The organism is Haemophilus sp. UMB1048 (assembly GCF_030218125.1).
GTDB lineage: Bacteria > Pseudomonadota > Gammaproteobacteria > Enterobacterales > Pasteurellaceae > Haemophilus_D.
The window spans coordinates 240,218-266,908 of record NZ_JASOPB010000001.1 but is presented as its reverse complement, the minus strand read 5'-3'; the positions used below and the strand labels follow the sequence as shown (position 1 = coordinate 266,908).

Annotated in this window: 27 protein-coding genes; 18 read left to right on the top strand and 9 right to left on the bottom strand. The window is 40.0% G+C overall.

Annotated elements, in window-relative coordinates; all coding sequences use genetic code 11:
• The first annotated feature begins 34 nt into the window (after nt 1-34).
• The 9 genes from QP437_RS01300 (at nt 35) to QP437_RS01260 (ending at nt 8,910) form a co-directional block, all read left to right on the top strand.
• Nucleotides 35-1,879: an ABC transporter ATP-binding protein gene (locus tag QP437_RS01300; protein WP_285266670.1), complete on the top strand. Its 1,845-nt coding sequence runs from the start codon at nt 35-37 to the stop codon at nt 1,877-1,879.
• Between the two features lie 133 nt (nt 1,880-2,012).
• A complete protein-coding gene (yceD, locus tag QP437_RS01295; protein ID WP_177992178.1) occupies nt 2,013-2,537 on the top strand; it encodes a 23S rRNA accumulation protein YceD in 525 nt (174 codons plus the stop codon).
• Between the two features lie 22 nt (nt 2,538-2,559).
• Nucleotides 2,560-2,730, top strand: coding sequence for a 50S ribosomal protein L32 (gene rpmF, locus QP437_RS01290; RefSeq protein ID WP_005544470.1), 171 nt, complete (start codon nt 2,560-2,562; stop codon nt 2,728-2,730).
• A 21-nt stretch (nt 2,731-2,751) separates the two neighbouring features.
• Nucleotides 2,752-3,771 carry a phosphate acyltransferase PlsX gene (plsX, locus tag QP437_RS01285; protein ID WP_285266669.1) on the top strand — a complete coding sequence of 340 codons (1,020 nt, stop codon included), beginning with the start codon at nt 2,752-2,754 and terminating at the stop codon, nt 3,769-3,771.
• An 18-nt stretch (nt 3,772-3,789) separates the two neighbouring features.
• A complete protein-coding gene (locus QP437_RS01280) occupies nt 3,790-4,740 on the top strand; it encodes a beta-ketoacyl-ACP synthase III (protein ID WP_032822546.1) in 951 nt (316 codons plus the stop codon).
• 92 nt (nt 4,741-4,832) lie between these two features.
• Nucleotides 4,833-5,771 carry an ACP S-malonyltransferase gene (gene fabD, locus QP437_RS01275; protein WP_075875683.1) on the top strand — a complete coding sequence of 313 codons (939 nt, stop codon included), beginning with the start codon at nt 4,833-4,835 and terminating at the stop codon, nt 5,769-5,771.
• A 13-nt stretch (nt 5,772-5,784) separates the two neighbouring features.
• Nucleotides 5,785-6,513, top strand: coding sequence for a 3-oxoacyl-ACP reductase FabG (gene fabG, locus QP437_RS01270; RefSeq protein WP_005695317.1), 729 nt, complete (start codon nt 5,785-5,787; stop codon nt 6,511-6,513).
• A gap of 218 nt (nt 6,514-6,731) precedes the next feature.
• Nucleotides 6,732-6,962 (top strand): acyl carrier protein, encoded by a 231-nt coding sequence (gene acpP / locus QP437_RS01265; protein WP_005544465.1) that lies wholly within the window; start codon nt 6,732-6,734, stop codon nt 6,960-6,962.
• Between the two features lie 280 nt (nt 6,963-7,242).
• Nucleotides 7,243-8,910, top strand: a complete 1,668-nt coding sequence (locus tag QP437_RS01260; RefSeq protein ID WP_285266668.1) for an anaerobic C4-dicarboxylate transporter — start codon at nt 7,243-7,245, stop codon at nt 8,908-8,910.
• A 92-nt stretch (nt 8,911-9,002) separates the two neighbouring features.
• Here the strand turns inward: QP437_RS01260 and QP437_RS01255 are convergent, their stop codons facing one another.
• Nucleotides 9,003-9,194 (bottom strand): hypothetical protein, encoded by a 192-nt coding sequence (locus QP437_RS01255; protein ID WP_285266667.1) that lies wholly within the window; start codon nt 9,192-9,194, stop codon nt 9,003-9,005.
• A 26-nt stretch (nt 9,195-9,220) separates the two neighbouring features.
• On the opposite strand from QP437_RS01255, the gene aroK reads away from it, so the two are divergent.
• Genes aroK through QP437_RS01240 form a run of 3 tightly spaced genes read left to right on the top strand, consistent with a single transcriptional unit; the run spans nt 9,221 to nt 11,730 of the window.
• Nucleotides 9,221-9,763, top strand: a complete 543-nt coding sequence (gene aroK / locus QP437_RS01250; protein WP_005699620.1) for a shikimate kinase AroK — start codon at nt 9,221-9,223, stop codon at nt 9,761-9,763.
• Between the two features lie 9 nt (nt 9,764-9,772).
• Nucleotides 9,773-10,861: a 3-dehydroquinate synthase gene (gene aroB, locus QP437_RS01245; protein WP_285266666.1), complete on the top strand. Its 1,089-nt coding sequence runs from the start codon at nt 9,773-9,775 to the stop codon at nt 10,859-10,861.
• 14 nt (nt 10,862-10,875) lie between these two features.
• The gene (locus QP437_RS01240; RefSeq protein ID WP_285266665.1) at nt 10,876-11,730 is read left to right on the top strand and encodes a Dam family site-specific DNA-(adenine-N6)-methyltransferase; all 855 of its coding nucleotides are present in this window, start codon (nt 10,876-10,878) and stop codon (nt 11,728-11,730) included.
• On the opposite strand, the gene QP437_RS01235 is transcribed toward QP437_RS01240, so the two are convergent.
• Entirely contained in the window at nt 11,720-12,052 is a 333-nt protein-coding gene (locus QP437_RS01235; protein WP_285266664.1) for a DciA family protein, read from the bottom strand. The two genes, QP437_RS01240 and QP437_RS01235, sit on opposite strands and share 11 nt — an antisense overlap.
• 72 nt (nt 12,053-12,124) lie before the next feature.
• Between QP437_RS01235 and secM the strand changes: the two genes are divergently transcribed.
• From secM to QP437_RS01215, 4 genes are all read left to right on the top strand, one after another.
• The gene (gene secM / locus QP437_RS01230) at nt 12,125-12,442 is read left to right on the top strand and encodes a secA translation cis-regulator SecM (RefSeq protein ID WP_285266663.1); all 318 of its coding nucleotides are present in this window, start codon (nt 12,125-12,127) and stop codon (nt 12,440-12,442) included.
• Between the two features lie 74 nt (nt 12,443-12,516).
• Nucleotides 12,517-15,213 (top strand): preprotein translocase subunit SecA, encoded by a 2,697-nt coding sequence (secA, locus tag QP437_RS01225; protein WP_285266662.1) that lies wholly within the window; start codon nt 12,517-12,519, stop codon nt 15,211-15,213.
• Between the two features lie 87 nt (nt 15,214-15,300).
• Nucleotides 15,301-15,705 carry an 8-oxo-dGTP diphosphatase MutT gene (gene mutT / locus QP437_RS01220; RefSeq protein ID WP_197547483.1) on the top strand — a complete coding sequence of 135 codons (405 nt, stop codon included), beginning with the start codon at nt 15,301-15,303 and terminating at the stop codon, nt 15,703-15,705.
• Nucleotides 15,706-15,727: 22 nt separating this feature from the next.
• The gene (locus QP437_RS01215) at nt 15,728-17,407 is read left to right on the top strand and encodes a sulfatase-like hydrolase/transferase (protein ID WP_285266661.1); all 1,680 of its coding nucleotides are present in this window, start codon (nt 15,728-15,730) and stop codon (nt 17,405-17,407) included.
• A gap of 30 nt (nt 17,408-17,437) precedes the next feature.
• Here the strand turns inward: QP437_RS01215 and holA are convergent, their stop codons facing one another.
• The 7 genes from holA to QP437_RS01180 all read right to left on the bottom strand — a co-directional run bounded on the left by holA (nt 17,438) and on the right by QP437_RS01180 (nt 24,548).
• On the bottom strand, nt 17,438-18,475 hold the full coding sequence (holA, locus tag QP437_RS01210) for a DNA polymerase III subunit delta (protein ID WP_285266660.1): 1,038 nt from the start codon (nt 18,473-18,475) through the stop codon (nt 17,438-17,440).
• The gene (gene lptE / locus QP437_RS01205; protein ID WP_285266659.1) at nt 18,475-18,978 is read right to left on the bottom strand and encodes an LPS assembly lipoprotein LptE; all 504 of its coding nucleotides are present in this window, start codon (nt 18,976-18,978) and stop codon (nt 18,475-18,477) included. Before lptE ends, holA begins: the two co-directional genes overlap by 1 nt.
• Nucleotides 18,979-19,065: 87 nt before the next feature.
• Nucleotides 19,066-21,654 (bottom strand): leucine--tRNA ligase, encoded by a 2,589-nt coding sequence (gene leuS / locus QP437_RS01200; protein WP_285266658.1) that lies wholly within the window; start codon nt 21,652-21,654, stop codon nt 19,066-19,068.
• 118 nt (nt 21,655-21,772) lie between these two features.
• A complete protein-coding gene (yggU, locus tag QP437_RS01195; protein WP_014064163.1) occupies nt 21,773-22,060 on the bottom strand; it encodes a DUF167 family protein YggU in 288 nt (95 codons plus the stop codon).
• An 83-nt stretch (nt 22,061-22,143) separates the two neighbouring features.
• Entirely contained in the window at nt 22,144-22,689 is a 546-nt protein-coding gene (locus QP437_RS01190) for a YggT family protein (protein WP_285266657.1), read from the bottom strand.
• Complete coding sequence (gene corA / locus QP437_RS01185; protein WP_285266656.1) at nt 22,689-23,636, bottom strand: magnesium/cobalt transporter CorA; 948 nt, start codon at nt 23,634-23,636, stop codon at nt 22,689-22,691. Before corA ends, QP437_RS01190 begins: the two co-directional genes overlap by 1 nt.
• A 312-nt stretch (nt 23,637-23,948) precedes the next feature.
• Nucleotides 23,949-24,548 carry a YajG family lipoprotein gene (locus QP437_RS01180; RefSeq protein ID WP_005695369.1) on the bottom strand — a complete coding sequence of 200 codons (600 nt, stop codon included), beginning with the start codon at nt 24,546-24,548 and terminating at the stop codon, nt 23,949-23,951.
• An 84-nt stretch (nt 24,549-24,632) separates the two neighbouring features.
• Between QP437_RS01180 and QP437_RS01175 the strand changes: the two genes are divergently transcribed.
• On the top strand, nt 24,633-24,944 hold the full coding sequence (locus QP437_RS01175; RefSeq protein WP_014064159.1) for a BolA family transcriptional regulator: 312 nt from the start codon (nt 24,633-24,635) through the stop codon (nt 24,942-24,944).
• Nucleotides 24,945-25,346: 402 nt separating this feature from the next.
• Nucleotides 25,347-26,690 carry a Na(+)-translocating NADH-quinone reductase subunit A gene (locus QP437_RS01170; RefSeq protein ID WP_197547014.1) on the top strand — a complete coding sequence of 448 codons (1,344 nt, stop codon included), beginning with the start codon at nt 25,347-25,349 and terminating at the stop codon, nt 26,688-26,690.
• Nucleotide 26,691 lies beyond the last annotated feature (1 nt).

Sequence of the window (26,691 nt, the reverse complement as noted above, 5' to 3'; positions counted from 1 at the left end):
GGCACTGTCGCCTTTCATTTTTTAAGGTATTGTTATGTTTAATAAAATATTTTCATGGTTTGAAAACCGTTTAAATCCTTATCCGGAAAGCAATCCAACGACGCCTGAAAAAGGCTTGTTCCGTTTTATTTGGTCAAGTATTGACGGCATGAAAGGCTGGATCTTTTTACTTGCGGTATTGACGGTCGGTACTGGGGTGATGGAAGCCTTACTTTTCCAATTTATGGGATTATTGGTGGATTGGCTGGGTGCTTATTCACCAACCACACTTTGGCAAGAAAAAGGGCATTTGCTTGCCGGCATGGTAGCCTTGCTTATTTTCAGTATTATTTGGTCATTTGTGGGCGTGAATGTACGCTTACAAACGCTACAAGGAGTGTTTCCAATGCGTTTGCGTTGGAATTTCCACCGTTTGATGCTGGGACAAAGCTTAAGCTTCTACCAAGATGAATTTGCGGGTCGTGTATCGGCTAAAGTGATGCAAACTGCTCTTGCGGTGCGAGATACTGTCATGACCATTGCGGATATGCTGGTGTATGTTGCCGTATATTTTATTACTTCTAGTTTGGTGCTTGCAGCTTTAGATACTTGGTTTTTAGTGCCGTTTTTTTTATGGATTGTGGCATTTGTGACTATTTTACGTTTGCTTATTCCACGCTTAGCGAAAACAGCACAACGACAAGCTGATGCACGATCTTTAATGACAGGACGTATTACGGATGCTTACTCAAATATTGCAACGGTGAAACTATTTTCACATGATGCGAGAGAAGCGAATTATGCAAAACGTTCCATGGAAGAATTTATGGTCACCGTGCATGCACAAATGCGTTTAGCAAGTTCATTAGATACCTTAACTTACGCCACCAATATCTTCTTAACGTTAAGCACCGCGATTTTAGGTGTGGTGTTATGGCAAAACGGCCAAGTCGGTGTGGGTGCAGTGGCTACTGCAACTGCGATGGCATTACGTGTAAATGGTCTTTCTCGTTGGATTATGTGGGAATCAGCTCGTTTATTTGAAAATATCGGGACAGTGAATGATGGTATGGCAACGCTAACCAAACCGCATACTATTGTTGATAAGCCAAATTGTGTTGCATTAGAAGTAAAACAAGGTGAGATCAAATTTAACAATGTTTCGTTTGCCTATGATCCGAATAAACCATTACTTAACCATTTTAATCTCACCATCAAACCGGGTGAAAAAGTGGGCTTAATTGGTCGTTCTGGTGCCGGTAAATCAACCATTGTGAATTTACTTCTACGTTTCTACGAAGCGCAAGAAGGTTCAATTACCATTGATGGTCAAAATGTTTTAGATGTAAGCCAAGAAAGCCTTCGTAGTCAGATTGGTCTTGTAACACAAGATACCTCGCTTTTACACCGTTCTGTTCGCGATAACATCATTTATGGTCGCCCAACAGCGACAGATGAAGAAATGATAAATGCAGCTAAACGTGCCGAAGCAGCCGATTTCATTCCTTATCTCAGCGATGCTCAAGGTAGAAAAGGCTATGATGCTCATGTTGGTGAACGTGGGGTAAAACTGTCAGGTGGCCAACGCCAACGTATTGCCATTGCTCGTGTCATGTTAAAAGATGCGCCAATTTTACTACTAGATGAAGCGACCAGTGCGTTAGACTCCGAAGTAGAAGTGGCGATCCAAGAAAGTCTCGATAAGATGATGGAAAATAAAACGGTTATTGCCATTGCTCACCGTTTATCCACTATTGCGGCAATGGATCGTTTAATCGTGTTAGATAAAGGACAAATTGTCGAACAAGGAACTCACGCAGAATTGCTTGAACAAAATGGCCTTTATGCTCGCCTTTGGAAACATCAAAGTGGTGGCTTCTTGAGTGAGCATGCCGAGTAAAACACAGGAAAAAATGACCGCACTTTGCAAAGGTGTAAATCTTGAGAGAGTTTAGATAGAGATTGAACTTTTCTCATAATTAGTGCGAATTTCCTTTGACTATTTTATTGACAACAGGTAATATTCGCACCCTATGCAAAAGGTAAAACTACCCCTAACCGTTGATCCGGTTAAAGACGCTCAACAAAGAATTGATTATGATGGTTATTATACCGCTAGTCAGTTAGTGCGTTTAGCTGAATCTACGGGGAAAGTGCTCAGCGATGCACAGGTAACATTATCGTTTTATATTGATCCACAAAAATTAGTGGTGATGAAAGGGCAAGTACAAGTTGATGTCGAATTAGACTGTCAACGCTGTGGCGAACCATTCAAACAAACATTGGAATGTCATTTTATGTATAGTCCAGTGGCTAATTGGGATCAGGCTGATGACTTGCCGGAAATTTATGAACCAATCGAATTTAATGAGTTTGGTGAAATAGATTTACTTGGTGCAGTGGAAGACGAACTTATTTTAGCTCTACCGCTTGTTCCAATGCATTCATCTGAACACTGTGAAGTGTCCGCGCACGAACAGGTTTTTGGCGAATTGCCTGACGAATTGGCAAAAAAACCGAACCCGTTCGCTGTATTAGCTAATTTAAAGCAAAAGTAAATTAAATTTAGGAGTATAGCCAATGGCTGTTCAACAAAACAAAAAATCTCGTTCACGTCGTGATATGCGTCGTTCACACGATGCATTAACTACTGCTGCAGTATCAGTGGATAAAGCAAGCGGTGAAACTCACTTACGCCACCACGTAACTGCTGACGGTTACTACCGTGGTCGCAAAGTGATCAATAAGTAATTTTACTTATAAGGTATTCACTTGAACCGTCTAACCTTAGCGTTAGATGTGATGGGCGGGGACATTGGTCCCCGTATTACTATCCCCGCATCTCTTTCAGCGTTGGAAGCAGATCCAATGCTCTCTTTAGTGCTGTTTGGCGATAGCCAACAAATTTCCCCCTTACTGGAAAATGCACCTTCTTCTCTTTTAGAACGTATTCAAATTCATCATTGCACTAAGACTATTGATAACAATCAAGGTATTTCTCATGCATTGCGTCATAGCAAAGGTACGTCGATGCGTTTAGCTATTGAAATGGTTCAGAAAGGTGAGGCGCAAGGTTGTGTCAGCGCAGGGAATACGGGCGCATTGATGGGATTGTCAAAGGTACTCTTACAGCCTTTAGAGGGGATTCAACGCCCAGCGTTGGTATCCTTATTACCGTCGATGACGGGTGATAAAACCGTGATGTTAGATTTAGGCGCAAACGTAGAATGTTCTGCTCAAAATCTTTATGAATTTGCCGTCATGGGCTCGATCTTTGCCGAAAACCGATTGAACTTAGTTTATCCACGCATTGCCTTACTCAACATCGGCGTGGAAGAAATTAAAGGGCATCAATCCATTCGTGAGGCCGCGAATTTATTAGAAAAATCGACCGCACTTAATTATACCGGCTTTATTGAAGGTGACCTTTTATTAAATAGTGTGGCTGATGTGATCGTGAGTGATGGGTTTTCGGGAAATATTGCATTAAAAACCCTTGAAGGGGCAGCTAAGAATCTGTTATCTCTTCTAAAAGGAAAAGAAAAACAGCCTATTTTTAAATCATTTGCCAAATTTATCCTGCGTTTTTTCTTTAAGGATGCTTATCATCGCTTGAAACGCATTAACCCAGATGAATATAATGGAGCATCTTTACTCGGATTAACGGCTGTTGTGGTGAAAAGCCATGGCAGCGCAAATGTGGATGCATTTGCTCGTGCAATTGCGGATGCAGCTTTACAAGCGCGTTTGCAAATTCCACAAAAAATCTTGGCGGGTTTACAACGTTATTAATTAATAAGTTTTGATATGATGAATAGTAGAATTTTATCCACCGGTAGCTATTTGCCGAGCCATATTCGTACCAATGCGGATTTGGAAAAAATGGTTGATACTTCAGATGAATGGATCGTGACTCGTTCAGGCATTCGTGAACGTCGTATTGCAGCAGCAGATGAAACTGTTGCAACAATGGGATGTGAAGCAGCCAAAAAAGCACTTGAAATGGCCAATCTTGATCCTCAAGAAATTGAGTTGATCATCGTTGCGACAACCAGTGGTTCTCACGCTTATCCAAGTTCAGCTTGCCAAGTTCAAGGTTTATTAGGTATTGAAGACGCGATTTCTTTTGACTTAGCAGCGGCTTGTACAGGTTTTGTTTATGCTTTAGGCGTAGCGGATAAATTTATTCGTTCAGGTAGCGTGAAAAAAGCCCTTGTGATTGGTGCAGATCTTAACTCGCGTAAATTAGATGAAACCGATCGTAGCACTGTCGTGTTATTTGGTGATGGTGCGGGTGCGGTGATCTTAGAGGCATCAGAGCAAGAAGGCATTATTTCAACGCATTTACATGCATCGCCAGATAACAATGCGGCATTACTACTTCCACAAGCTGAACGTGGTGTGGAGAAATCTGGTTATATTGAAATGCAAGGTAACGAAACCTTTAAATTAGCGGTACGTGAGCTTTCTAATGTGGTGGAAGAAACCCTTTCTGCTAATAATCTCCAAAAAACAGATATTGACTGGCTTGTGCCACATCAAGCAAATTTACGTATCATCACTGCGACAGCGAAAAAATTAGAGATGGATATGTCGCAAGTCGTGGTAACGCTTGATCGTACAGCTAATACCAGTGCAGCGACTGTGCCAACGGCTTTAGATGAAGCGGTACGTGATGGTCGAATTCAACGCGGTCAATTGCTTTTACTCGAAGCTTTTGGCGGTGGTTGGACTTGGGGTTCAGCATTGGTGCGATTCTAATTAATTTGTTAGAATCCCGACAGAATTTTAAAAGTGCGGTTAAATTTGACCGCACTTTCAACATTTAAACGATGAAGAAATAGGAAGAAAACATGAAAAAATTCGCAATGGTTTTTCCAGGTCAAGGTTCTCAAGCTGTTGGCATGTTAGCTGATCTTGCTAACGAATATCCGGTAGTCACTGAGACTTTTAAACAAGCATCTGAAGCGCTTGGCTATGATTTATGGAACTTGGTTCAACAAGGTCCAGCAGAAGAATTAAATAAAACTTGGCAAACTCAGCCGGCATTATTAGCGGCATCCGTTGCGATCTTCCGTGTATGGCAAGAAAAATACCCACAATTACAACCAAGTGTGATGGCTGGTCACAGTTTAGGTGAATATTCAGCATTAGTTTGTGCGGGTGTCATTGATTTTAAAGACGCGATCAAATTAGTCGAATTACGCGGTAAATTAATGCAACAAGCAGTACCAGAAGGTACTGGTGCAATGTATGCGATTATTGGTTTAGACAATGAAGCGATTATCAATGCATGTAAACAAGCCGAGCAAGGTGAAGTCGTATCTGCAGTAAACTTTAACTCCCCAGGCCAAGTAGTCATTGCTGGAGCGAAAGAAGCGGTAGAGCGTGCGGCTGCATTATGTAAAGAAGCGGGTGCAAAACGTGCTTTACCATTAGCGGTAAGCGTGCCTTCACATTGCGCATTAATGAAACCAGCAGCAGAGCAATTAGCTGTAACACTTGAAGGCATTACGCTTAATGCGCCAGCAACACCAGTATTAAATAACGTGGATGTGAAAGCGGAAACAGAAAGTGCAGAAATTCGTACCGCACTTATTCGTCAATTATATAGTCCAGTTCGTTGGACTGAAACTGTTGAGAAAATGGCGCAAGATGGCGTAGAAGTTTTAGTTGAAATCGGCCCAGGTAAAGTATTGAATGGTTTAACAAAACGTATCGTGGCAGAATTACAAGCAACATCAGTAAACGATGTGGCATCATTAGATGCTGTTGAAGCATTATTAGCATAAAAGGGGATTAAAAATGCAAAATAAAATCGCATTAGTGACAGGTGCAACACGTGGTATTGGCCGCGCAATTGCAGAAGAATTAGCATCAAAAGGTGCATTTGTAATTGGTACCGCAACCTCTGAAAAAGGTGCAGATACAATTTCTGCTTACCTTGGCGATAAAGGTAAAGGTTTAGTATTAAATGTGGCAGACAAAGAAAGTATTGATGCCGTATTAGAACAAATTAAAGAACAATTTGGTGATATTGATATCCTCGTGAATAACGCAGGTATCACTCGTGATAACTTATTAATGCGTATGAAAGATGAAGAATGGTTCGATATTATGCAAACCAACTTAACCTCTGTGTTCCATCTTTCTAAAGCAATGTTACGCTCAATGATGAAAAAACGTTTCGGTCGTATTATTACTATCGGTTCTGTTGTGGGCTCAATGGGCAATCCGGGTCAATCTAACTACTGTGCCGCAAAAGCCGGCTTAATTGGTTTCTCTAAAGGCTTAGCGAAAGAAGTGGCATCACGTGGCATTACCGTAAACGTTGTGGCTCCAGGCTTTATCGCAACGGATATGACAGAAGTGCTTACTGAAGAACAAAAAGCGGGTATTCTTGGTAATGTCCCAGCTGGTCGTTTAGGTGAGCCAAAAGATATTGCAAAAGCGGTGGCGTTTTTAGCTTCTGACGATGCGGCTTATATTACGGGTACTACATTGCATGTGAATGGCGGCTTATATATGAGCTAACCCTTTAGGGGATATATATCTGGGATTTTGTCTATAAAATATAGCAAAGCAGTTTAGTTAATGATAAAATCCCAATCGCAATGTAACTTTTTCTCTGTATGTGTTTTTACATTGCCTGTTTTTTTGTGGTGCGACCACCTAAGAAATAGTTGCAACTTTATCAAAAATGCATACACTAACCGCTCTTAAATGAGTTAAAACAACAATAGGAAAAACAAATGAGTATTGAAGAACGCGTGAAAAAAATCATCGTTGAACAATTAGGTGTTAAAGAAGAAGACGTAAAACCAGAAGCTTCTTTCGTTGAAGATTTAGGTGCGGATTCTTTAGATACAGTTGAATTAGTAATGGCTTTAGAAGAAGAATTCGATATCGAAATTCCTGATGAAGAAGCTGAAAAAATCACAACTGTTCAATCTGCGATTGACTACGTTCAAAACAATCAGTAATTTTTAAGTTGGGCGATCTTTTAGGTCGCCTAATTTTTTCTTTAAATTTCTTTTCTAAATTCTTTATCTTCAAATAAAACAAAATATATCTAAATCTCTTAAATTCCTGACCGCACTTTCCTTTATTTAATCTTTCGCAGATTTGCTTTTATTATTTAGTTCCTTTATTTTTTGATTTAAAACAAGATTTACCTTAAAAGTACTTATTATGAGTTAATTTTGATGCTAGTATTCGATCAAAATTTTTTTTAATTAACCATAAAATGATTCGGAGTATCTTATGGATTTTCTAATGAACCTAGGTGAAGGTAGCCAGTTTGCGATTCAGCTTGCTATTGTTCTTATCTGTTTATTTTACGGGGCAAAAAAAGGTGGTATCGCACTGGGTATGCTCGGTGGGGTAGGCTTAATTGTTCTTGTTTTCGGCTTCGGTATTGAACCAGGTAAGCCAGCTATCGATGTTATGTTAACCATCCTTGCGGTGGTGGTGACATCGGCAACATTACAAGCCAGTGGCGGTTTAGATGTCATGTTACAAATTGCGGAGAAAATGCTTCGTCGTAACCCGAAATATGTCAGTATTTTGGCTCCGTTTGTAACCTGTTTCTTAACCATTTTATGTGGTACAGGTCACGTGGTTTATACCATGTTACCAATCATCTATGATATCGCGATCAAAAATGATATTCGTCCTGAACGTCCAATGGCGGCAAGTTCAATCGCTTCTCAAATGGGTATCATCGCGTCACCAGTTTCTGTGGCAGTCGTGACTTTAACCACATTCTTAGTGAATGCTAAAAACCCATTAGCAGGTTTTGATGGCTATTTAGATTTATTAAAAATTACCGTGCCTTCAACTCTTTGTGGTGTATTAGCTATCGGTATTTTCAGCTGGTTCCGTGGTAAAGATTTAGATAAAGATCCTGAATTCCAAGAGAAATTAAAAGATCCCGAATTCAAAAAATATGTTTATGGTGATAGCACATCATTGTTAGACAAAAAATTACCACAATCTAGCTGGAATGCGATGTGGATCTTCTTTGGTGCAATTTTAGTGGTAGCGGTCTTAGGTTACTTTAAAGATTTACGCCCAGCCTTTGAAAAATCAGTACCAGCTCAAGTGGTTGAAATTGTTTCTGCGGATAAAACAGTGAAATCCTTTAATGTTAAAGACGGTAAAATTGTTGCGTTAGCGAAAGATGGTACGTTAGTGCTTGATGTTAAAGACAGCAAAGCAAAAGCTCAAACAGCCTACAACAACGTTGCAATTTATAACGATAAAGGTGAGGTCGCTCAAACAATTACCGCTCAAGATAACAGTGTTATGATCACAGCTGGAGATAAAACTGAAACTATCGATAACGCTGCAATCGTATTAAAAGATACCGCGAAGAAAAAAGTGAATTTAAGCATGGTTCACGTTATTCAAATCTTCATGTTATTAGCGGGTGCGTTAATCGTTATCTTTACCAAAACTGATGCAGGCAAAATCAGTAAAAATGAAATTTTCCGTTCAGGTATGATTGCGTTAGTAGCGGTATTCGGTATTTCTTGGATGGCGGAAACCATGTTTACCGTTCATACACCGATGATGAAAGCAGCACTTGGTGATGTGGTAAAAGCACACCCTTGGACTTACGCATTAATGTTGTTATTAATTTCTAAATTCGTAAATTCACAAGCTGCAGCATTAGTTGCATTCGTTCCTCTTGCTTTAGGTATCGGTGTTGATCCAGCTATTGTCTTGGCCTTTGCTTCAGCTTGTTATGGTTACTATATTTTACCTACTTACCCAAGTGATCTTGCGGCAATCCAATTTGACCGTTCAGGTACAACCCACATTGGTAAGTTTGTAATTAACCATAGCTTTATTTTACCGGGCTTAATCGGTGTAATTACTTCATGTATCTTTGGTTACATTTTCACAAGCTTGTTTGGGTATCTATAATTAACTGCTGATAAAATAAAAGGCTATTCGTTTGAATAGCCTTTTTTATTTGTAAAGTGCGGTTAAATTTTAGGATGTTTTATCTCGATGCTCTATTTGACTTTATCATTCATCAAAATCCCTAAAAAACCGATCGCACTTTTGCGTTTCTTAAAATAAATTCCTGCTAAAGGTTGAAACATAGGGGGATTTATTGCGATAATCTTCATTATTTTTTGGGTGATCTTTCGGGCTGCCATTTTTTCAGGTAGCCAGTTTTTATTAGGAAAGATTAATTTGAACATTATTTAAGTAAGTTAGAAGAATAACAATGGCTGAAAAACGTAATATTTTTTTAGTAGGTCCAATGGGCGCGGGTAAAAGCACTATTGGCCGTCAGCTTGCGCAACAATTGAATATGGATTTTGTCGATTCAGATGCCGTAATTGAGGAACGTGCGGGAGCAGACATTAGCTGGATTTTTGATTTAGAAGGCGAAGAAGGCTTTCGTAAGCGTGAAGAGCGTATTATCAATGAATTAACCCAATTACAAGGCGTCGTGCTTTCTACAGGTGGTGGAGCAGTGATGTCAAAAGAAAATCGTAATTATCTTTCTGCTCGTGGTATTGTGATTTATTTAGAAACCTCAGTAGATAAGCAATATCAACGTACGCAACGTGATAAAAAACGTCCTTTATTACAAGGAACAGATAACCCTCGCCAAGTGTTGGAAGATTTAGCCAAAGTACGCAATCCGTTATACGAAGAAATTGCAGATATTACTTTGCCAACAGATGAGCAAAATGCCAAAGTAATGGTTAATCAAATCGTTGATTTAATTGATAATCTAAACGGCTTAAACGGTTCACTCTAAGGATTTAAAATGTTGTGCGTAAATGTTGAATTAAAAGAACGTCGTTATCCCATTTATATTGGCGAAGGTTTATTAAAAGATGAAACCTGTTATCCGCTGAAAAAAGGGGATAAAGTGATGATCGTGACTAATCCAACCGTCGCACAATATTATCTTGAAACCGTTACAAAAACGCTAGAAAAAATCGGCTGTCAGGTAGAATCAGTATTATTGCCTGATGGCGAAAAATATAAAACGCTTGAGTCTTTAAACCTCATTTTTACCGCACTTTTAAAGCATAATCATGGGCGAGATACCACCATTATTGCATTAGGTGGTGGTGTGATTGGTGATGTGGCAGGTTTTGCCGCAGCAAGTTATCAACGTGGCGTGCGTTTTATTCAAATTCCTACCACATTATTAGCCCAAGTGGATTCTTCTGTTGGTGGCAAAACAGCCGTTAATCATGAGTTGGGCAAAAATATGATTGGGGCGTTTTATCAACCTTCTACGGTGATCATTGACACCCTTACACTCAATACCTTGCCAAAACGTGAAGTGAATGCGGGACTTGCGGAAGTCATTAAATATGGGGCGATTTTAGATTATGCCTTTTTTGAATGGCTTGAAGCACATATTGATGAGCTAGTCGCATTAAATCAACAGTCACTTCAATATTGCATTGCGCGTTGTTGCCAAATCAAAGCGGATGTTGTTGCGCGTGATGAAACCGAAAAAGGTGATCGTGCATTATTAAATCTCGGCCATACTTTTGGCCATGCGATCGAAACACATTTAGGCTATGGAAACTGGTTACATGGTGAAGCTGTTGCAGCTGGAACTATGATGGCTGCGGTGTTATCTGAACAATTAGGCGATCTTTCTTTTGAAGATGTTGCACGTTTAGAAAAGCTTTTAGCTCGTGCTAATTTACCAACCGTTTCGCCTGATACCATGCAACCAGACGATTATTTACCGCATATGATGCGAGATAAAAAAGTACTGGCAGGCAAGTTGCGTCTTGTGTTGCTAAAAGCCCTTGGTCAAGCCTACGTGGCGACTGATACTGACGAATCTCTTGTGCTAAACGCGATTGAGCGTTGCACACAACATGACTAACTGTCATTGCTCTCATGTTGCGTCCGAAAAATAACAAAACGAAACCTCGAATTAAACACCGCCCGTTTTTGAAATGGGCGGGCGGTAAATTTCGTTTAACGGACGATCTCAACCGAGTCTTTCCAAAAAGAAAACAGTGTTTGATTGAACCCTTTGTTGGCGCGGGTGCTGTTTTTTTGAATTCCCATTTTGAACGTTATATTTTGGCAGATATTAATCCTGATTTGATTAACTTGTTTAATATCGTCAAAGACAATGTGGATGCCTATATTGAGGCTTGTAAGCCAATTTTCTTTGCAGAGAATGCCAATACAGCCGAGTATTATTACGCACAGCGAGATGCCTTTAATCAATCAACCGATCCTTTCGTGCGTTCCGTATTGTTCCTTTATTTGAACCGTTTTGGGTTTAACGGATTATGCCGTTATAACAGTAAAAATGAGTTCAATGTGCCATTTGGGGCTTATAAAACCCATTATTTTCCCGAGGATGAATTACGCTATTTCGCCCATAAAGCGCAAAGTGCGGTCTTTTTATGTGCTGATTTTCAACAGACGTTTGAATTAGCGGATAAACACAGCGTGATCTATTGTGATCCGCCTTATGCACCGCTTCCGCAAGATACTAATTTTACTGGATATGCGGGGAATGCTTTTGGTCTTGAGCATCAAAAGAATTTAGCGGAATGTGCAAAAAAAGCTCAAAAAGAAAAGCAAATTTCTGTCGTGATTTCTAACCACGATACGAAATTTACGCGTGAGATTTATAAAGGGGCAAAATTCAAACGCGTTAAAGTACAGCGCTCGATTAGCCAATCTTCAGAAAAACGAGTTAAAGTAAAAGAATTAATCGCCATCTTTAAAGGTTAGCGTTGCAGGTTAATTCTGGATTGATTTTAATCTTAAAGCCTTTTACTTCGGGATAAGTCGGTTGAATTGCGGCGAGTAATTCGTGTTGGCGAAATAAAATCCCTTGGCGAACGACCGCGCTTTTGACTTCGATAAAGAGTTTCCCATCTGTGATGGAGCCTAACCGGAAGAGTCCTTTAAATTCTCGAGGGAAAAGGCGACTGATGTTTTGGTTCAGTTCATTCAACATTAATCCTTTCTGCATGATTTTGGCAAATTGTGATCCTTCTAGCACATCAATAATATTCATGGCTTTTTGATAACGCTCATGCTTGTTTTCCACAAAAATACCCCAATAATGACTTTACGTTGAATTTCCGATACAATACACACAAATTTTGTCAGAGACAATAAGATGATGAAATCAAACAAAGGTAAAACAAATTTCTGGTCGCAGTTGCTGTTAAGCATGATTGCGATTTTTGCTTTGCCTGTTGCTCAGGGATTGGAGGCACAGCCTTTATCAAATATGAGTGGCGAAAATTACCAAACATCATCTGAACAACATATGTTGATTGCGGTGCGTGAAATTCGTCAAGCATTGCAGGTTCAACCTCAGCCAACAAATCATAAAACCCATTCCAATCAAAAACACGAAAAAATTCAACCGCACTTTATCGCGGCGGAATTTCCTGTTTTTGCCCCTATTCGTGCCGGCCCAGCCATCATTTAATTTTCTTTTTATTTTTGAACGAACCGATTTTTTAATCGGATGATCCTTTTTATTTTTTATTTGAAAGAGAAATTATGAGTTTTTTAACAAAAATTTTTGGCAGCCGTAACGATCGTATTTTACGTAAATTAAGAAAACAAGTTGCGAAAATCAACAAAATGGAGCCGGCTTTTGAAGCATTGAGTGATGATGAATTAAGAGCAAAAACTGACGAGTTCCGTAGCCGTTTAGCTAACGGTGAAACCTTACAACAACTTTTACCTGAAGCGTTTGCTACCGTGCGTGAAGCGGGTAAACGTGTACTCGGTATGCGTCATTTCGATGTGCAATTAATTGGTGGTATGGTGTTAACAAACCGTTGTATCGCTGAGATGCGTACGGGTGAAGGTAAAACCTTAACCGCAACCTTACCTTGCTATTTGATGGCGTTGGAGGGTAAAGGCGTACATGTTGTGACAGTGAATGATTACTTGGCACGTCGTGACGCGGATACCAACCGTCCATTATTTGAATTCTTAGGTATGACTGTTGGGGTGAATATCCCTGGCTTACCGCCTGAAGCAAAACGTGAAGCTTATGCGGCTGATATTACATACGCGACAAACAGCGAATTAGGTTTCGATTACCTTCGTGATAACTTAGCGCATTCTAAAGAAGAACGTTTTCAACGTCATTTAGGTTATGCGTTAGTGGATGAGGTGGACTCAATCTTAATCGATGAAGCACGTACGCCGTTGATTATTTCAGGTCAAGCGGAAGACAGTTCAGAGCTTTATATTGCGGTAAATAAATTAATTCCGAATTTAGTTAAGCAAGAAAAAGAAGACACCGAAGAATATACCGGTGAAGGCGATTACACCTTAGATCTTAAAACCAAACAGGCGTATTTGACTGAACGCGGTCAAGAAAAAGTAGAGAATTGGTTAATCGAACAAGGTTTAATGCCTGAAGGTGATTCACTTTATTCACCTGCGCGTATTGTATTGTTACACCATGTTATGGCGGCATTACGTGCAAACACCTTATTTGAGCGCGATGTAGACTATATCGTGAAAGATGGCGAGATCGTGATCGTCGATGAACACACTGGTCGTACAATGGCAGGTCGTCGTTGGTCTGATGGCTTACACCAAGCGATCGAAGCGAAAGAAGGCGTAGAAATTAAGAGCGAAAACCAAACTGTTGCCTCTATTTCTTACCAAAACTACTTCCGCCTTTATGACAAATTAGCGGGTATGACAGGTACAGCAGATACCGAAGCCTTTGAATTCCAACAAATCTATGGTTTAGAAACTGTCGTTATCCCAACCAACCGTCCAATGATTCGTGATGATCGTACGGACGTCATGTTTGAGAATGAAGAATACAAATTTAATGCGATTATTGAAGATATCAAAGACTGCGTTGCTCGCAATCAACCGGTTCTTGTGGGTACCGTATCAGTTGAAAAATCAGAAATGCTTTCTCAAGCGTTAGATAAAGCAGGCATCAAACACAATGTGTTGAATGCAAAATTCCACGCACAAGAAGCGGAAATTGTTGCTGAAGCGGGGGCACCAGGTGCAGTAACCATTGCAACCAATATGGCAGGTCGTGGTACCGATATTATCCTAGGTGGTAACTGGAAAGCTCAAGTAGCAAAATTGGATAATCCAACACCAGAGCAAATTGAGGCAATCAAAGCTGAGTGGGAGAAAAATCACGAGATCGTGATGCAAGCCGGTGGTTTACATATTATCGGGACAGAACGCCACGAATCACGTCGTATTGATAACCAGTTGCGTGGTCGTTCAGGTCGTCAAGGTGACCCAGGTTCTTCACGTTTCTACCTTTCTTTAGAAGATGGCTTAATGCGCATTTATCTAAATGAAGGTAAATTAAATATGATGCGTAAAGCCTTCACTCAACCAGGCGAAGCGATGGAGTCTAAGCTTCTTGCTAAAGTGATCGCATCAGCGCAAGCGAAAGTAGAAGCGTTCCACTTTGATGGTCGTAAAAACTTGCTTGAATATGATGATGTGGCTAATGACCAACGTCATGCGATTTACGAACAACGTAATTACTTGCTCGATAATGATGATATTTCAGAGACTATCAAAGCAATCCGCAGCGATGTATTTAACGATGTGATTGACCAATATATTCCACCACAATCGTTGGAAGAACAATGGGATATTAAAGGCTTAGAAGAACGTTTAGCCCAAGAGTTTGGACTTGAGTTACCAATTGAACGTTGGTTAGAAGAAAATAATAATCTTCACGAAGAAAACTTGCGTGAGCGCATTATTCAAGAAGCGGAAGATGAATACAAAGCGAAAGAAGCGCTTGCTGGTGAAGAAACCATGCGTCATTTCGAAAAAGGCGTGATGTTACAAACCCTTGATGAACTTTGGAAAGAGCATTTGGCTGCAATGGATTATTTACGTCAAGGTATCCATTTACGCGGTTATGCGCAAAAAGATCCAAAACAAGAGTACAAAAAAGAATCTTTCCGTATGTTTACTGAAATGTTAGATTCTTTAAAACATCATGTGATTACCACACTCACTCGTGTGAAAGTCCGTACCCAGGAAGAGATTGAAGAAGCAGAACGCGCACGTCAAGCAATGGCTGAGCGTGAAGCTCAAACGCATCATCCTGTAGGTGAAAACACAGAGCAAGCTCAAAGCGAGGACTATTCAGATCGCCATATTGGACGTAATGAACCTTGTCCTTGTGGGTCAGGTAAAAAATACAAGCATTGTCATGGTAGTAAAGCCCGATATGCTTAGTTAAGGAAAAGAGCGGTTAAATTTTTGCGTGTTTTAAAACACCGCTAAAAATGACCGCTCTTTCTACTTTTGAGATAAGGAAAAACGATGAGTAAGCCTATCATTCAAGTTGCGGCAGGGATTATACGTAATGAATTTGGGCAGCTATATTTGACCCAGCGTTTAGAAGGGCAAGATTTTGCACAGGCATTAGAATTTCCGGGTGGCAAAGTTGATGCAGGTGAAACCCCTGAAGAAGCCCTAAAAAGAGAATTGGAAGAAGAGATTGGCATTCATATTTTAAATGCTGAACTGTACGAATGTTTTCAATTTGAATATCCAACCAAAATTTTAGATTTTAGTTTTTACTTGGTCACAGAATGGATCGGCGAGCCTTTTGGACGCGAAGGCCAGGAAGGCTTCTGGCTTGAACAAGGGGAGCTTGATGCAGGGCAATTCCCACCAGCCAATTTAAAGCTGATTCAGCGTTTAGTGGCTGAAAGTGTCAAATAACATTTAATCAACTTTATTTATTATGATTCCAAGTATTTTTCTGAGTTTATTTTTTATTGCGACGGTGATTTTTATCGTCAATTCACACTATCGTTGGACATATTTTTTTGCGATTGCATTATTCGTCTTATTGTTTAGCTCAATGTTTGCGATAACTGGTCAATGGCAACGCGGATTGAATTTTGCGTCCGTACTTTTTGTGGTGTTGATGTTATTCCATCGAATGAAAATTCATTACTACAAACAACCTTTACTCATTTCAGATTTTTGGCTCGTGACAGATTGGCGAAATTGGGAAACCCTTTTACATTATAAAGGGGCGATTTTCGGTGTATTAGGGCTATTAGGTCTATTGGGTTATGCTATCTTTGGTTGGTCAGATGTAGAAAGTGCCTCAACTGGATTTCGTGTATTTGCGGCAATACTCGCTGCAACGAGCTTTGGTTTAATGTGGCATTATTCTAAAGATCCGGATGCGACAAAAGTCTGGTTAGACTCATTGCCGGATGATGGTAGAGATGTTTTCTTAAACCTGCCTATGTCTTGTCGTGGCGTATTCTTTAAAGTGCCAGAATTTGAAGGTAATAGTCAAAAATTTAAAGAAAAAATGACCGCACTTTTAAATGAAAAGGCTGAGAGTAAAACTGAAAGTGCAGAAAAGCCAGACGCAGAAAAACCAGACATAGTGGTGTGTCTACAAGAATCAACCTTGAATCCCCATCAATTTGATTTTGATGCAGAAACTATCCCGCCATTTTCAATGTTTAATAAGCAGGAAGATACTGCGTTTTTGAGTCCATTGCGTGTACATACGGTGGGCGGCGCAACGTGGAAATCTGAATTTGCTTTCCTTGCTGGTGTGCCTTCAACGGATTTTGGTGCTTTGGCAAGTGGCGTGTTTTATTCGGTTGTACCACACTTACAGACGGGGTTTATTAAAAATCTCCGTGAGCAAGGCTATTTTTGTGTAGCATTATCACCTTTTACTAAAGGCAACTACAACGCAAAACCTGCTTATGACCACTTTGGTTTTGATTTGATGTTGCAACCACAAGATTTAGGCTATCCCGCATCAATCAGCAAGAATCTCTGGCATATTAGTAGTGAAGAGATGATGTATTACACCAAACTGATTTTGCAGAAACAGCATCCATCATTGGAGAATGTACAACAGCCCATGTTTGTTTATGTGCTTACGATGAAAGAGCACGGCCCTTACAACACGAATATGCCAAACCATTTTAATTTGGCGAGTAAGCGTTTAGGGGGAAAAGCGATTTCTTGCTTGAACGATTATATTGATCGTATTGATAGCCTTAATGAGGCAATCGAAGGCTTGAATGATTATTTAAAATCGCGTGAAACACCTTATGTATTCGGTTATTTTGGTGATCATCAGGTTGCTTTTGATAATCAGCTTCCACCGAAAAAAGGTAACTTTGCGAATCCAGATTATGTGACTCAATTTGTGGTTAGAACTAATCGTAAGACTGACTTTGTTCAACAGCAAGATTTCTTAGATTTAGCCTTTGTTGGTGGCGTATTACTTGATGTGGCAGGTTTATCACCGAAAGATGACTTTATGCGAGCGAATATCGCTATGCGTCAGCTAAGCCAAGGTAAGCTCGAAGATGCAGAGGATATGGATTTAGTGAATAGCTATCGAAATTATCTGTATCAAGATTTAAAAATTGCGCAATAATAAAAAATCTCGGTTAACGCCGAGATTTTTTTATAAGCAAAATTTAACCGATAAGTCTGTCAATTTTACCCACACGTCTTGACCATATTCTTGCTTGGTTGTGCGCTCAATATCTGCCAACTCTTGCAATATTTCAAAGAGCTTTTGATAAGTCAGTCGCTGTATCGCTGCCGTATAAAGATGACGACGATTCTGCCAAATTTTGAGACGGTCAAAATCCGCTTTGAGTGTCTGTGTTGGCAAACTCGTGTTAAGAGAGGGATTACGCAGCTGTGGTTTTGTTAATTCTAACAACGTGAGCAGTTCACGCTGTAAAGTACGCAATAAAATAACTGGCTGCACATCTTCAGCTTGTAAACCTCGCAAAATTCGCTTTGAGCGATTTGCCTTGCCTGATAACACAGCATCAATCCATTGGAAAGGGGTAAAGACAGAAGATTGCTCTACGACTGATTTAACGCGGTTATACGTGAGTTTGTGATCAGGATAAAGCAAATCTAAAAGCTGTAATGCTTGTTTCAATGCCAGGAGATTATTTTCATAGCTATAACAAAGTAGTTGAACGGCTTCCTCATCCGCTGATAACCCCATGTTTTTTGTACGATGCTTCACCCAACGAGAAAGTTGTTCTGAATTCGGTGTTTGGCAGTTAACAATAACAGCTTGTGGCTCAAGTTGATTTGCCTGAATAAACCACTCTTGTTTTTCGGCTGCTTTAGACAATTTAGGCAAGGTGAGAACAAGCAAGCTATCTTCATTTAATCCACTAATAAATTGTTGAAGGTTTTTCTGCAAAAGTGCGGTCAAATTTTCGGGTAAATTAAGAATGAAAATTTGCTTATTAAAGAAGAGCCCCATAGATTGGCTGGCCTCAATTAAGGCAGGCCAGTCAGTATTAGTATCTATGGTGATTTGATTTTTTTCATCAAAACCTTGAAGAAGGGCAGCTTGATGAATGAGATCTTCACTTTCACTGAGCAACAGGGGATCAGCCCCAACCAAAAAATAGACTTTTGCTAAATGGCTGTTCAGGTTAGAGGCCAGTTGCTCAGGAAAAATGCGGTTCATTATTTTCCTTGAACTTGATGTTGTAAGGCAGCCATTTTATTAATTAATTGGCGAGCCGCTTGTTCGCGCATATCATTCCAAATTACATCGCGTTCAGCTGATTTTGCTAATGCAGCACGTGAGTTATCAAAGAAAGTGCGGTTGATTTTTGCAGAGATTGGATAGGTTTCTCCATTAGCCAAGCGTACACTTGCTTCAACATCAAGGGTCAATACTTTTTCTGCTTCACGGCCTTGTTTAAAGACTGACGCCACTTTATCGCTTGAAGTCTGTTTATTTAAACGCAACACTGGCACACCTTGTTTTGCAGGAACAAGGTTTACGTTGTTGCTAAGCAGTTGCTTACGCATTGCCATTGACATTTCACTGTATGGGTCACCGCTTTCAAGGGCCATTGTTTTTAATTCTGCAGGAACAGCAGCACCATTATCGAAGTGCCAACCACAAGCAGTTAAAAAGGCTGTTGCCCCAACTAAGCAGAGCGTTTTGATTGATTTCATCATAAAAATTACCTGTAAAATTCACCACACTTTATTTTGTTTAAGAGCCGTTTATACAACGCTTAGAATAAAATGCGGTTATTTTATGGATTATTGCGGTTTAACCACCACATTTAACAATTTACCTGGTACATAAATCACTTTCACGATTTGTGTATTGTCAGTAAATTTCTTCACATTTTCATCTGCAAATGCAACAGTTTTCACGGTTTCTTCATCCGCATCAGCTGCAACAGTCACTTTACCACGTACTTTACCGTTGACTTGCACCACGATAAGTTTTTCATCTTCTACCATCGCCGCTTCATCAGCTTTCACCCATTCTGCATGATCGATGTTACTTTCGTTGCCTAAAGCTTTCCATAATTCAAAGCAGATATGTGGTGTGATTGGGTAAAGCATACGCACGACGGCGCTTAATGCTTCCGCCATAACCGAACGATCTTGTTCGCTTTCTAATGGCGCACGAGTTAATTTATTCATTAACTCCATCACTGCTGCAATAGCCGTATTGAATGTTTGACGGCGACCAATGTCATCGCTCACTTTTGCGATTGTTTTATGAACATCACGGCGAAGTGCTTTTTGATCTGCAGAAAGTGCGGTCACATCTAAAGCGGTTTTTGCAGGATTTTGGCTGTATTCATACACCAAATTCCATACACGACCTAAGAAACGTTTTGCTCCTTCTACGCCAGATTCTTGCCATTCAAGTGTCATTTCTGCAGGAGACGCGAACATCATGAAAAGACGCACGGTATCTGCACCGTATTTTTCCACCATCTCTTGTGGGTCGATACCGTTGTTTTTGGATTTCGACATTTTGGTCATACCGGTATGCACCAATTCACGGCCTTCTGGATCGGTTGCTTTGATAATACGACCTTTTTCATCACGCTCAAGGGTCACTTGCGTTGGGCTTACCCAAATACGCTCGTTGGTTGGACTGGTGTAGTAGAATGCATCGGCTAACACCATACCTTGGCATAATAATTTTTGTGCTGGCTCATCACTCGTGACGAAACCTGCATCACGCAATAATTTATGGAAGAAACGGAAGTAGAGCAAGTGCATTGTCGCGTGCTCGATACCACCGATATATTGATCCACCGGTAACCAATAGTTGGCTTCATCTTTATCTAACATGCCTTCAGCATAGCTTGGTGAAGTGTAGCGTGCGTAGTACCAAGACGATTCCATAAAGGTGTCAAAAGTATCCGTTTCTTTTAACGCAGGTTCACCATTGAAGGTGGTTTTCGCCCAATTTGGATCCGCTTTAATTGGACTTTTCACGCCATCCATGACCACATCTTCCGGCAGAATAATCGGTAAATCTTCGATTGGTGCCGGTACGGTTTCACCGTTTGGCAAGGTCAGCATTGGAATTGGTGCACCCCAATAACGTTGACGGGAAACACCCCAGTCACGTAAACGGTAATTCACTTGGCGTTTACCCACGCCTAATTTTTCTAATTTATCCGCGATACCGTTGAATGCACCATCAAAATCTAAACCGTCAAACTCAGCAGAGTTCACTAATTTACCGTGCTCAACAAAAGCTTGTTTGGTTAAATCAATTTCTTCATCCGCAAGCGGTGCGATTACCTGTTTAATTGGCAAACTGTATTTTTGAGCAAATTCAAAGTCACGTTGGTCATGTGCTGGAACAGCCATTACCGCGCCAGTACCGTAGTGCATTAACACGAAGTTAGCGACCCAAATCGGTAATTTTTCACCGGTTAATGGATGAATGGCGAATAAGCCGGTTGCCATCCCTTTTTTCTCCATCGTGGCAAGGTCTGCTTCGGCCACTTTGGCATTTTTCGCTTCACGGATGAATTCGGCTAATTGAGGATTTTTTTCTGCAGCTAAGTCCGCTAATGGATGCGCTGCCGCAATACCTAAATAACTTACACCATAGAAAGTATCTGGACGGGTAGTATAAACCGCAACTTTTTCTGCGGTATCTGCCACATCAAAAGTAATTTCTACCCCTTCAGAACGGCCAATCCAGTTGCGTTGCATGGTTTTTACCATGTCTGGCCATTGTGGAAGTTGGTCTAATCCACCTAATAATTGTTCTGCATAATCAGTGATTTTAATAAACCATTGAGGGATCTCTTTTTGTTCTACTGGAGTATCACAACGCCAACAACAACCGTCGTGCACTTGTTCGTTCGCCAACACAGTTACATCGTTCGGACACCAGTTTACGGTTGAGTTTTTTTTGTACACTAAGCCTTTTTTATAAAGCTCAGTGAAGAACCATTGTTCCCATTTGTAGTATTCTGGACGGCAGGTCGCAATTTCGCGATCCCAGTCATAACCAAAGCCCAACATTTTGAGCTGGTTTTTCATGTATTCGATGTTTTCGTAAGTCCATTTTGCGGGTGCAGTTTTATTTTTAATTGCAGCCCCTTCAGCCGGTAAACCAAATGCATCCCAACCAATCGGCTGTAACACATTTTTGCCGTTCATACGTTGATAACGAGAAACCACATCACCGATCGTGTAGTTACGCACGTGGCCCATGTGTAAACGACCAGATGGGTAAGGGAACATTGAAAGGCAGTAATATTTTTCTTTAGACGTATCTTTGATTGCTTTGAAGACTTTATTTTCAGCCCAATATTGTTGAACTGCGGGTTCAATCAAATCGGGACGGTAATGTTGTTGCATAGAAAATCACCTTAAATTTTGACCGCACTTTGCGGCATGTTTTGATTTGTAAAATGTGATATAGGATAGCGTAAAACAGGGAAAATTGGTAGAAAGTGCGGTGATTTTTTTGCTGATTTTATAAGAGATTTTGAATTTCAGATGGAATTAATTTAGGCGAAGGAATCCAAACTTGTTTATGTCGGTTTAATTCACCTTTTTCAAGAACTATCGAGCTTTTGGGTACTTTGAATGCTTTACTCAAAAATTTCAGCAAGTGAGCATTGGCTTGACCATCAACAGGTGGCGCGGTGATCGTGATTTTGAGTTCGTCATCATGTAATCCCACGATTTGATCTTTGCTAGCTTTGGGTTGCAAAATGATTTTAAGACGTAATCCTTCAGGCGTTTGTTCGATTGCTGACATAACTAAATTTACTCACCACATTTACAATTACAATAAGGGCTGGAAAATCCAGCCCAAAAAATAATGTTATTTTTGACCGCACTTTAAGCGGCAATTGCCCATAAAACCTGGAAGTAATCATAAAAGAGATTATTCAAAAATAATAGAACAATGGCGATAACCATCGGTGAAAAATCAATGACGCCCACGGTTGGTAAAATGCGCTTAATTGGTTTTAATAATGGCTCGGTCAGTTGATATAACGCATAGAATGCAGGATTATTGCCACGATTAAACCAGCTTAAAATTGCACCGGCGATTAACACATAGAAAATGGCTATACCGATATTTTTAATCAGCCCTAATATGCCTAATAGTAGGAAGAAGTTGAGATTTAATCCGCCAAATAGAACCGATTTTAATCCGCAAAGCAAGAAGACTAAAACCAGCGCAGCGGTTTCCACTTTTTTCACCACTGGAAAAACTTTACGCAATGGGGCAATAACTGGCTGGGTAAATTTCAGCGTAAATTGAGAAATGGGATTGTAATAATCCACGTTCGCTAATGGTAGCCATACGCGTAAAATTAATACTAAACAATACAGATCGATAATCGATCCTAAAAATAACGCAGTTTGGGAAATTTCCATTATAACCAACCTTTCCGTTTGAAATAGATGTAAGGTGTAATCGCCGCACCAATCATTAAGCCAATAGCCATTGGGTAGCCATATTTAAAATGAAGCTCCGGCATAAATTCAAAGTTCATCCCGTAAGTGGATGCCACAAGCGTTGCCGGTAGGAACATCACAGAGACCACCGAGAAGAATTTCATGATTTTATTCTGCTCGATATTAATATAACCCATTGCCGCCTGCATTAAAAAGTTTACTTTTTGGAATAAAGACTCATTATGCGGTTGTAAGGATTCGATATCTCGTAAGATTTCACGAGCTTGTTCTAACTGATTAGCCGGTAAACGTGTTTTACGTACTAAGAAACCCAATGCACGTTGTGTATCCATCAAACACAGACGCACTTTAGAACTGGTATCTTCTTGTTCTGTTAGGGTATTTAAGGCTTCATCGAAAGCTTCATCTTGTGTACCGTTTAGAATTACACGGCTTAATTTTTCTAAATCCGCATAAACGTTTTCGATAACATCCGCTAATTGCTCAATTTTGGTTTCAAATAAGTCGAGCAAAACTTCATACGCATTGCATTCTAATAATCGCTGACTACGGGAACGCATACGATATAAACGGAATGCGGGTAATTCACGATCACGTAGGGTAAATAAGCGCCCATCACGAATAGTAAACGCCACGCTTGCGAGGTCGGCGTAATTTTCTTCGTCTTCACAATAAAAGAATGAGTGCAAGTGCAAGCCGTCTTCGTCTTCAAAGAAACGCGCGGATGCTTCGATGTCTTCTAATTCGAGGAATGAGGCGAGACTTTGTCCTAAGCCTTCTTGCAACATTTCACGTTCTTCCCCTGTCGGCTCCAGTAAATCTAACCAAATGGCAGAACTGAGCTCAGCTGGTTCGTCATCAATACGAAGCAAACGGGAATCGTTAATGGTAAAAGCGTTAATCATTGGTCATACTCCTTTTGGGATTATGAAGATCCAACTGTGAACAAAAAAAGATCAAACGAAATTGGCACTAGAGAAAAGTGCGGTTAAATTTTTGTATGTTTTAAAAATGAGTTTCGTTCGATAAAAGATGCCGAAGAAAGGTAAATTGATTACCAGCGAACTCTCGCTGATAAGAGGCGAGAGTCTAAAGCGATATTCGGTATCGACTATGACTGTCCAAAGTGTGTGTCCTTCTCGTTAAAAAATCGGGCGAATGTTACGCTTGAAAGGCACTTTCGTCAAGTATTATTGAAAAGGACACATTACTTTTAATTAATTAGTATATTGATTAATTGCGTTAGTAACTTCTTGATCTTGATAAATATTATTAACAATATCTTTGAAGGTTTCGCCTAACACTTTTTGAATTTCATCATTGCTCGCATTAAATGCACCAGATTGTGAACGGGTTGCATTAAAGGTTTTGTTGTATTGTCCGCGTGGACCTTGTACATAAACAACTGCTTGGATTTTGCTGTTCAAGGTGTAACGTAAATTACCTTGATCTACGTGAGTGTTGAATTCTTTCACTTCAACGGTTACACCCGCATTCGCATTATTAGCTTGTCCGATACGGAAACCTTTGCTAACTAAATTTTGTTGCATCACTTGTTGGAAAAGTTGAGTAACGCTTGGTGAGGCGTTTAATTTAATCAGCTCACCTGATTTAGTATAAGTTGCAATTTCTTGTTGTGGACGAGAATCGCGAGTATTAACTGTTACCACTGCTGATTGGTTAATATTCATTGATGCAGTCGGTGATTGAGGGGTAAAAGTTAAGGTATTAGATTGCGCTTGGCAACCCGCTAAAAATAATGTCGCAGCGGCCAACGTCATTGCTGATAATGCTTTGATTTTGTTTGTTACTTTCATAATTTCCTCATTGAATTAGGTTAATTTGTGTTATTCTTACAAACTTAACGCTGAATGTATAGCAAAAAGTTAGGGAGTTTATTTATGTCAAAACAGCAAGAATTATTAGAGAGAATTCAGACCGAATTTCAACCGCACTTTGCCACCGTAGAAAATGAAAGTCATATGCACAGTTCCGGTCGAGGGGCTGATTCTCATTTTAAATTAGTGATTGTCAGCGATGCTTTTGAAGGCATGCGTAAGGTGCAGCGCCACCAAAAACTTTACCAACTTTTTGCCGATGATTTAAAAAATGGCATTCACGCATTAGCGCTTCACCTTTATACAAAAAGCGAATGGGAAAGCCTAGGTGAAGCATTTCCAAAATCACCAAATTGTCTTGGTGTTGGACAGTAAGTATTTCCTTACGTTCCCTATATCAGATTTTCATAAGAAGAGAGAAGGCGAGAGACATTCTCTCTTTTTTATTTTTAATTCCTATTTATTTCTAACTCCTAATAAGTATGAGTCTAAAAGGTTCACAAATATTTCACAAAAAGTAAGGGCGTAAAGTGGAATAAAAGCCCATTTTTCGATAGAATAAGGCGCTTTTAATTTTCGAATTTCAATTTTTGGATGTGTAAGTAATTTCTTACTCATCGAGGAATTAAACAGATTTGAGTTTTTAAATTTATGTGTCAGTTAATAATGCTTTGATCTTAAAAGTGTTTTCTGGCTACGCTCAATCGTGAGATTGCTTTTAGAGCGTATGCTTTAATCGCAATCGTGTTTTTAACCTAGAAAAGTAGTGCAAACAGTATGATTACAATCAAAAAAGGCTTGGATCTTCCTATTGCAGGAAAACCAGCACAAGTAATCCATAGCGGTAACGCTGTGAATCAGGTTGCGATTCTTGGTGAAGAGTATGTGGGTATGCGTCCTTCTATGAAGGTACGTGAAGGCGATGTTGTGAAAAAAGGCCAAGTGCTTTTTGAAGACAAGAAAAACCCTGGAGTGGTTTTCACAGCCCCTGCAAGTGGTACTATCACTGTAATTAATCGTGGCGAAAAACGTGTATTACAATCTGTGGTCATTGATGTGCAAGGTAACGATCAAGTTACTTTCGCTAAATATAACGCAGGTGAGCTCAATACGCTTTCTTCTGAACAAGTTAAACAAAACCTCGTTGAATCCGGTTTGTGGACAGCGTTCCGCACCCGTCCGTTCAGCAAAGTGCCTGCCTTAGATGCAGAACCTTCTTCTCTGTTTGTAAATGCGATGGATACCAATCCTTTGGCAGCAAATCCAGAGGTGGTGTTAAAAGAGCATTGGCAAGATTTTATTGACGGTTTAACAGTATTAAGTCGTCTATTCCCAAATAAACCATTAAATCTATGTAAAGCGGGCAATAGCAATATCCCAACCGTGGATTTGGCTAACCTAAAAGTACATGATTTTGGCGGTGTTCATCCTGCTGGTTTAGTGGGTACACATATTCACTTTATCGATCCGGTTGGTGTTCATAAAACCGTATGGCACATCAATTACCAAGATGTGATTGCTGTAGGTAAATTATTCACTACGGGCGAACTTTATGTAGAACGTGTTGTTTCTCTTGCGGGTCCGCAAGTGAAAGAGCCTCGTCTAGTTCGTACAGTAATCGGTGCTAACCTTTCTCAATTAACGGCAGGTGAGTTAAAAGACGGTAATAACCGTGTGATTTCTGGTTCTGTGCTTTGTGGTCAAACAGCAAAAGACGCTCACGATTATTTAGGTCGTTATGCATTACAAGTTTCTGTGATTGCAGAAGGTAATGAGAAAGAGTTCTTAGGTTGGATCACTCCACAATCGAACAAATATTCGATTACCCGTACCGTATTGGGTCACTTTGGTAAGAAATTATTCAACTTCACTACCGCAGAAAATGGTGGTGAGCGTGCAATGGTACCAATCGGTAGCTATGAGCGCGTGATGCCGTTGGATATTTTACCGACATTATTATTACGTGATTTAATCGTGGGCGATACCGACGGTTCACAAGCGTTAGGTTGTCTTGAATTAGATGAAGAAGACTTAGCATTATGTTCTTTCGTTTGCCCGGGCAAATATGAATACGGTTCAATCTTGCGTCAAGTATTAGATAAGATTGAGAAGGAAGGTTAAA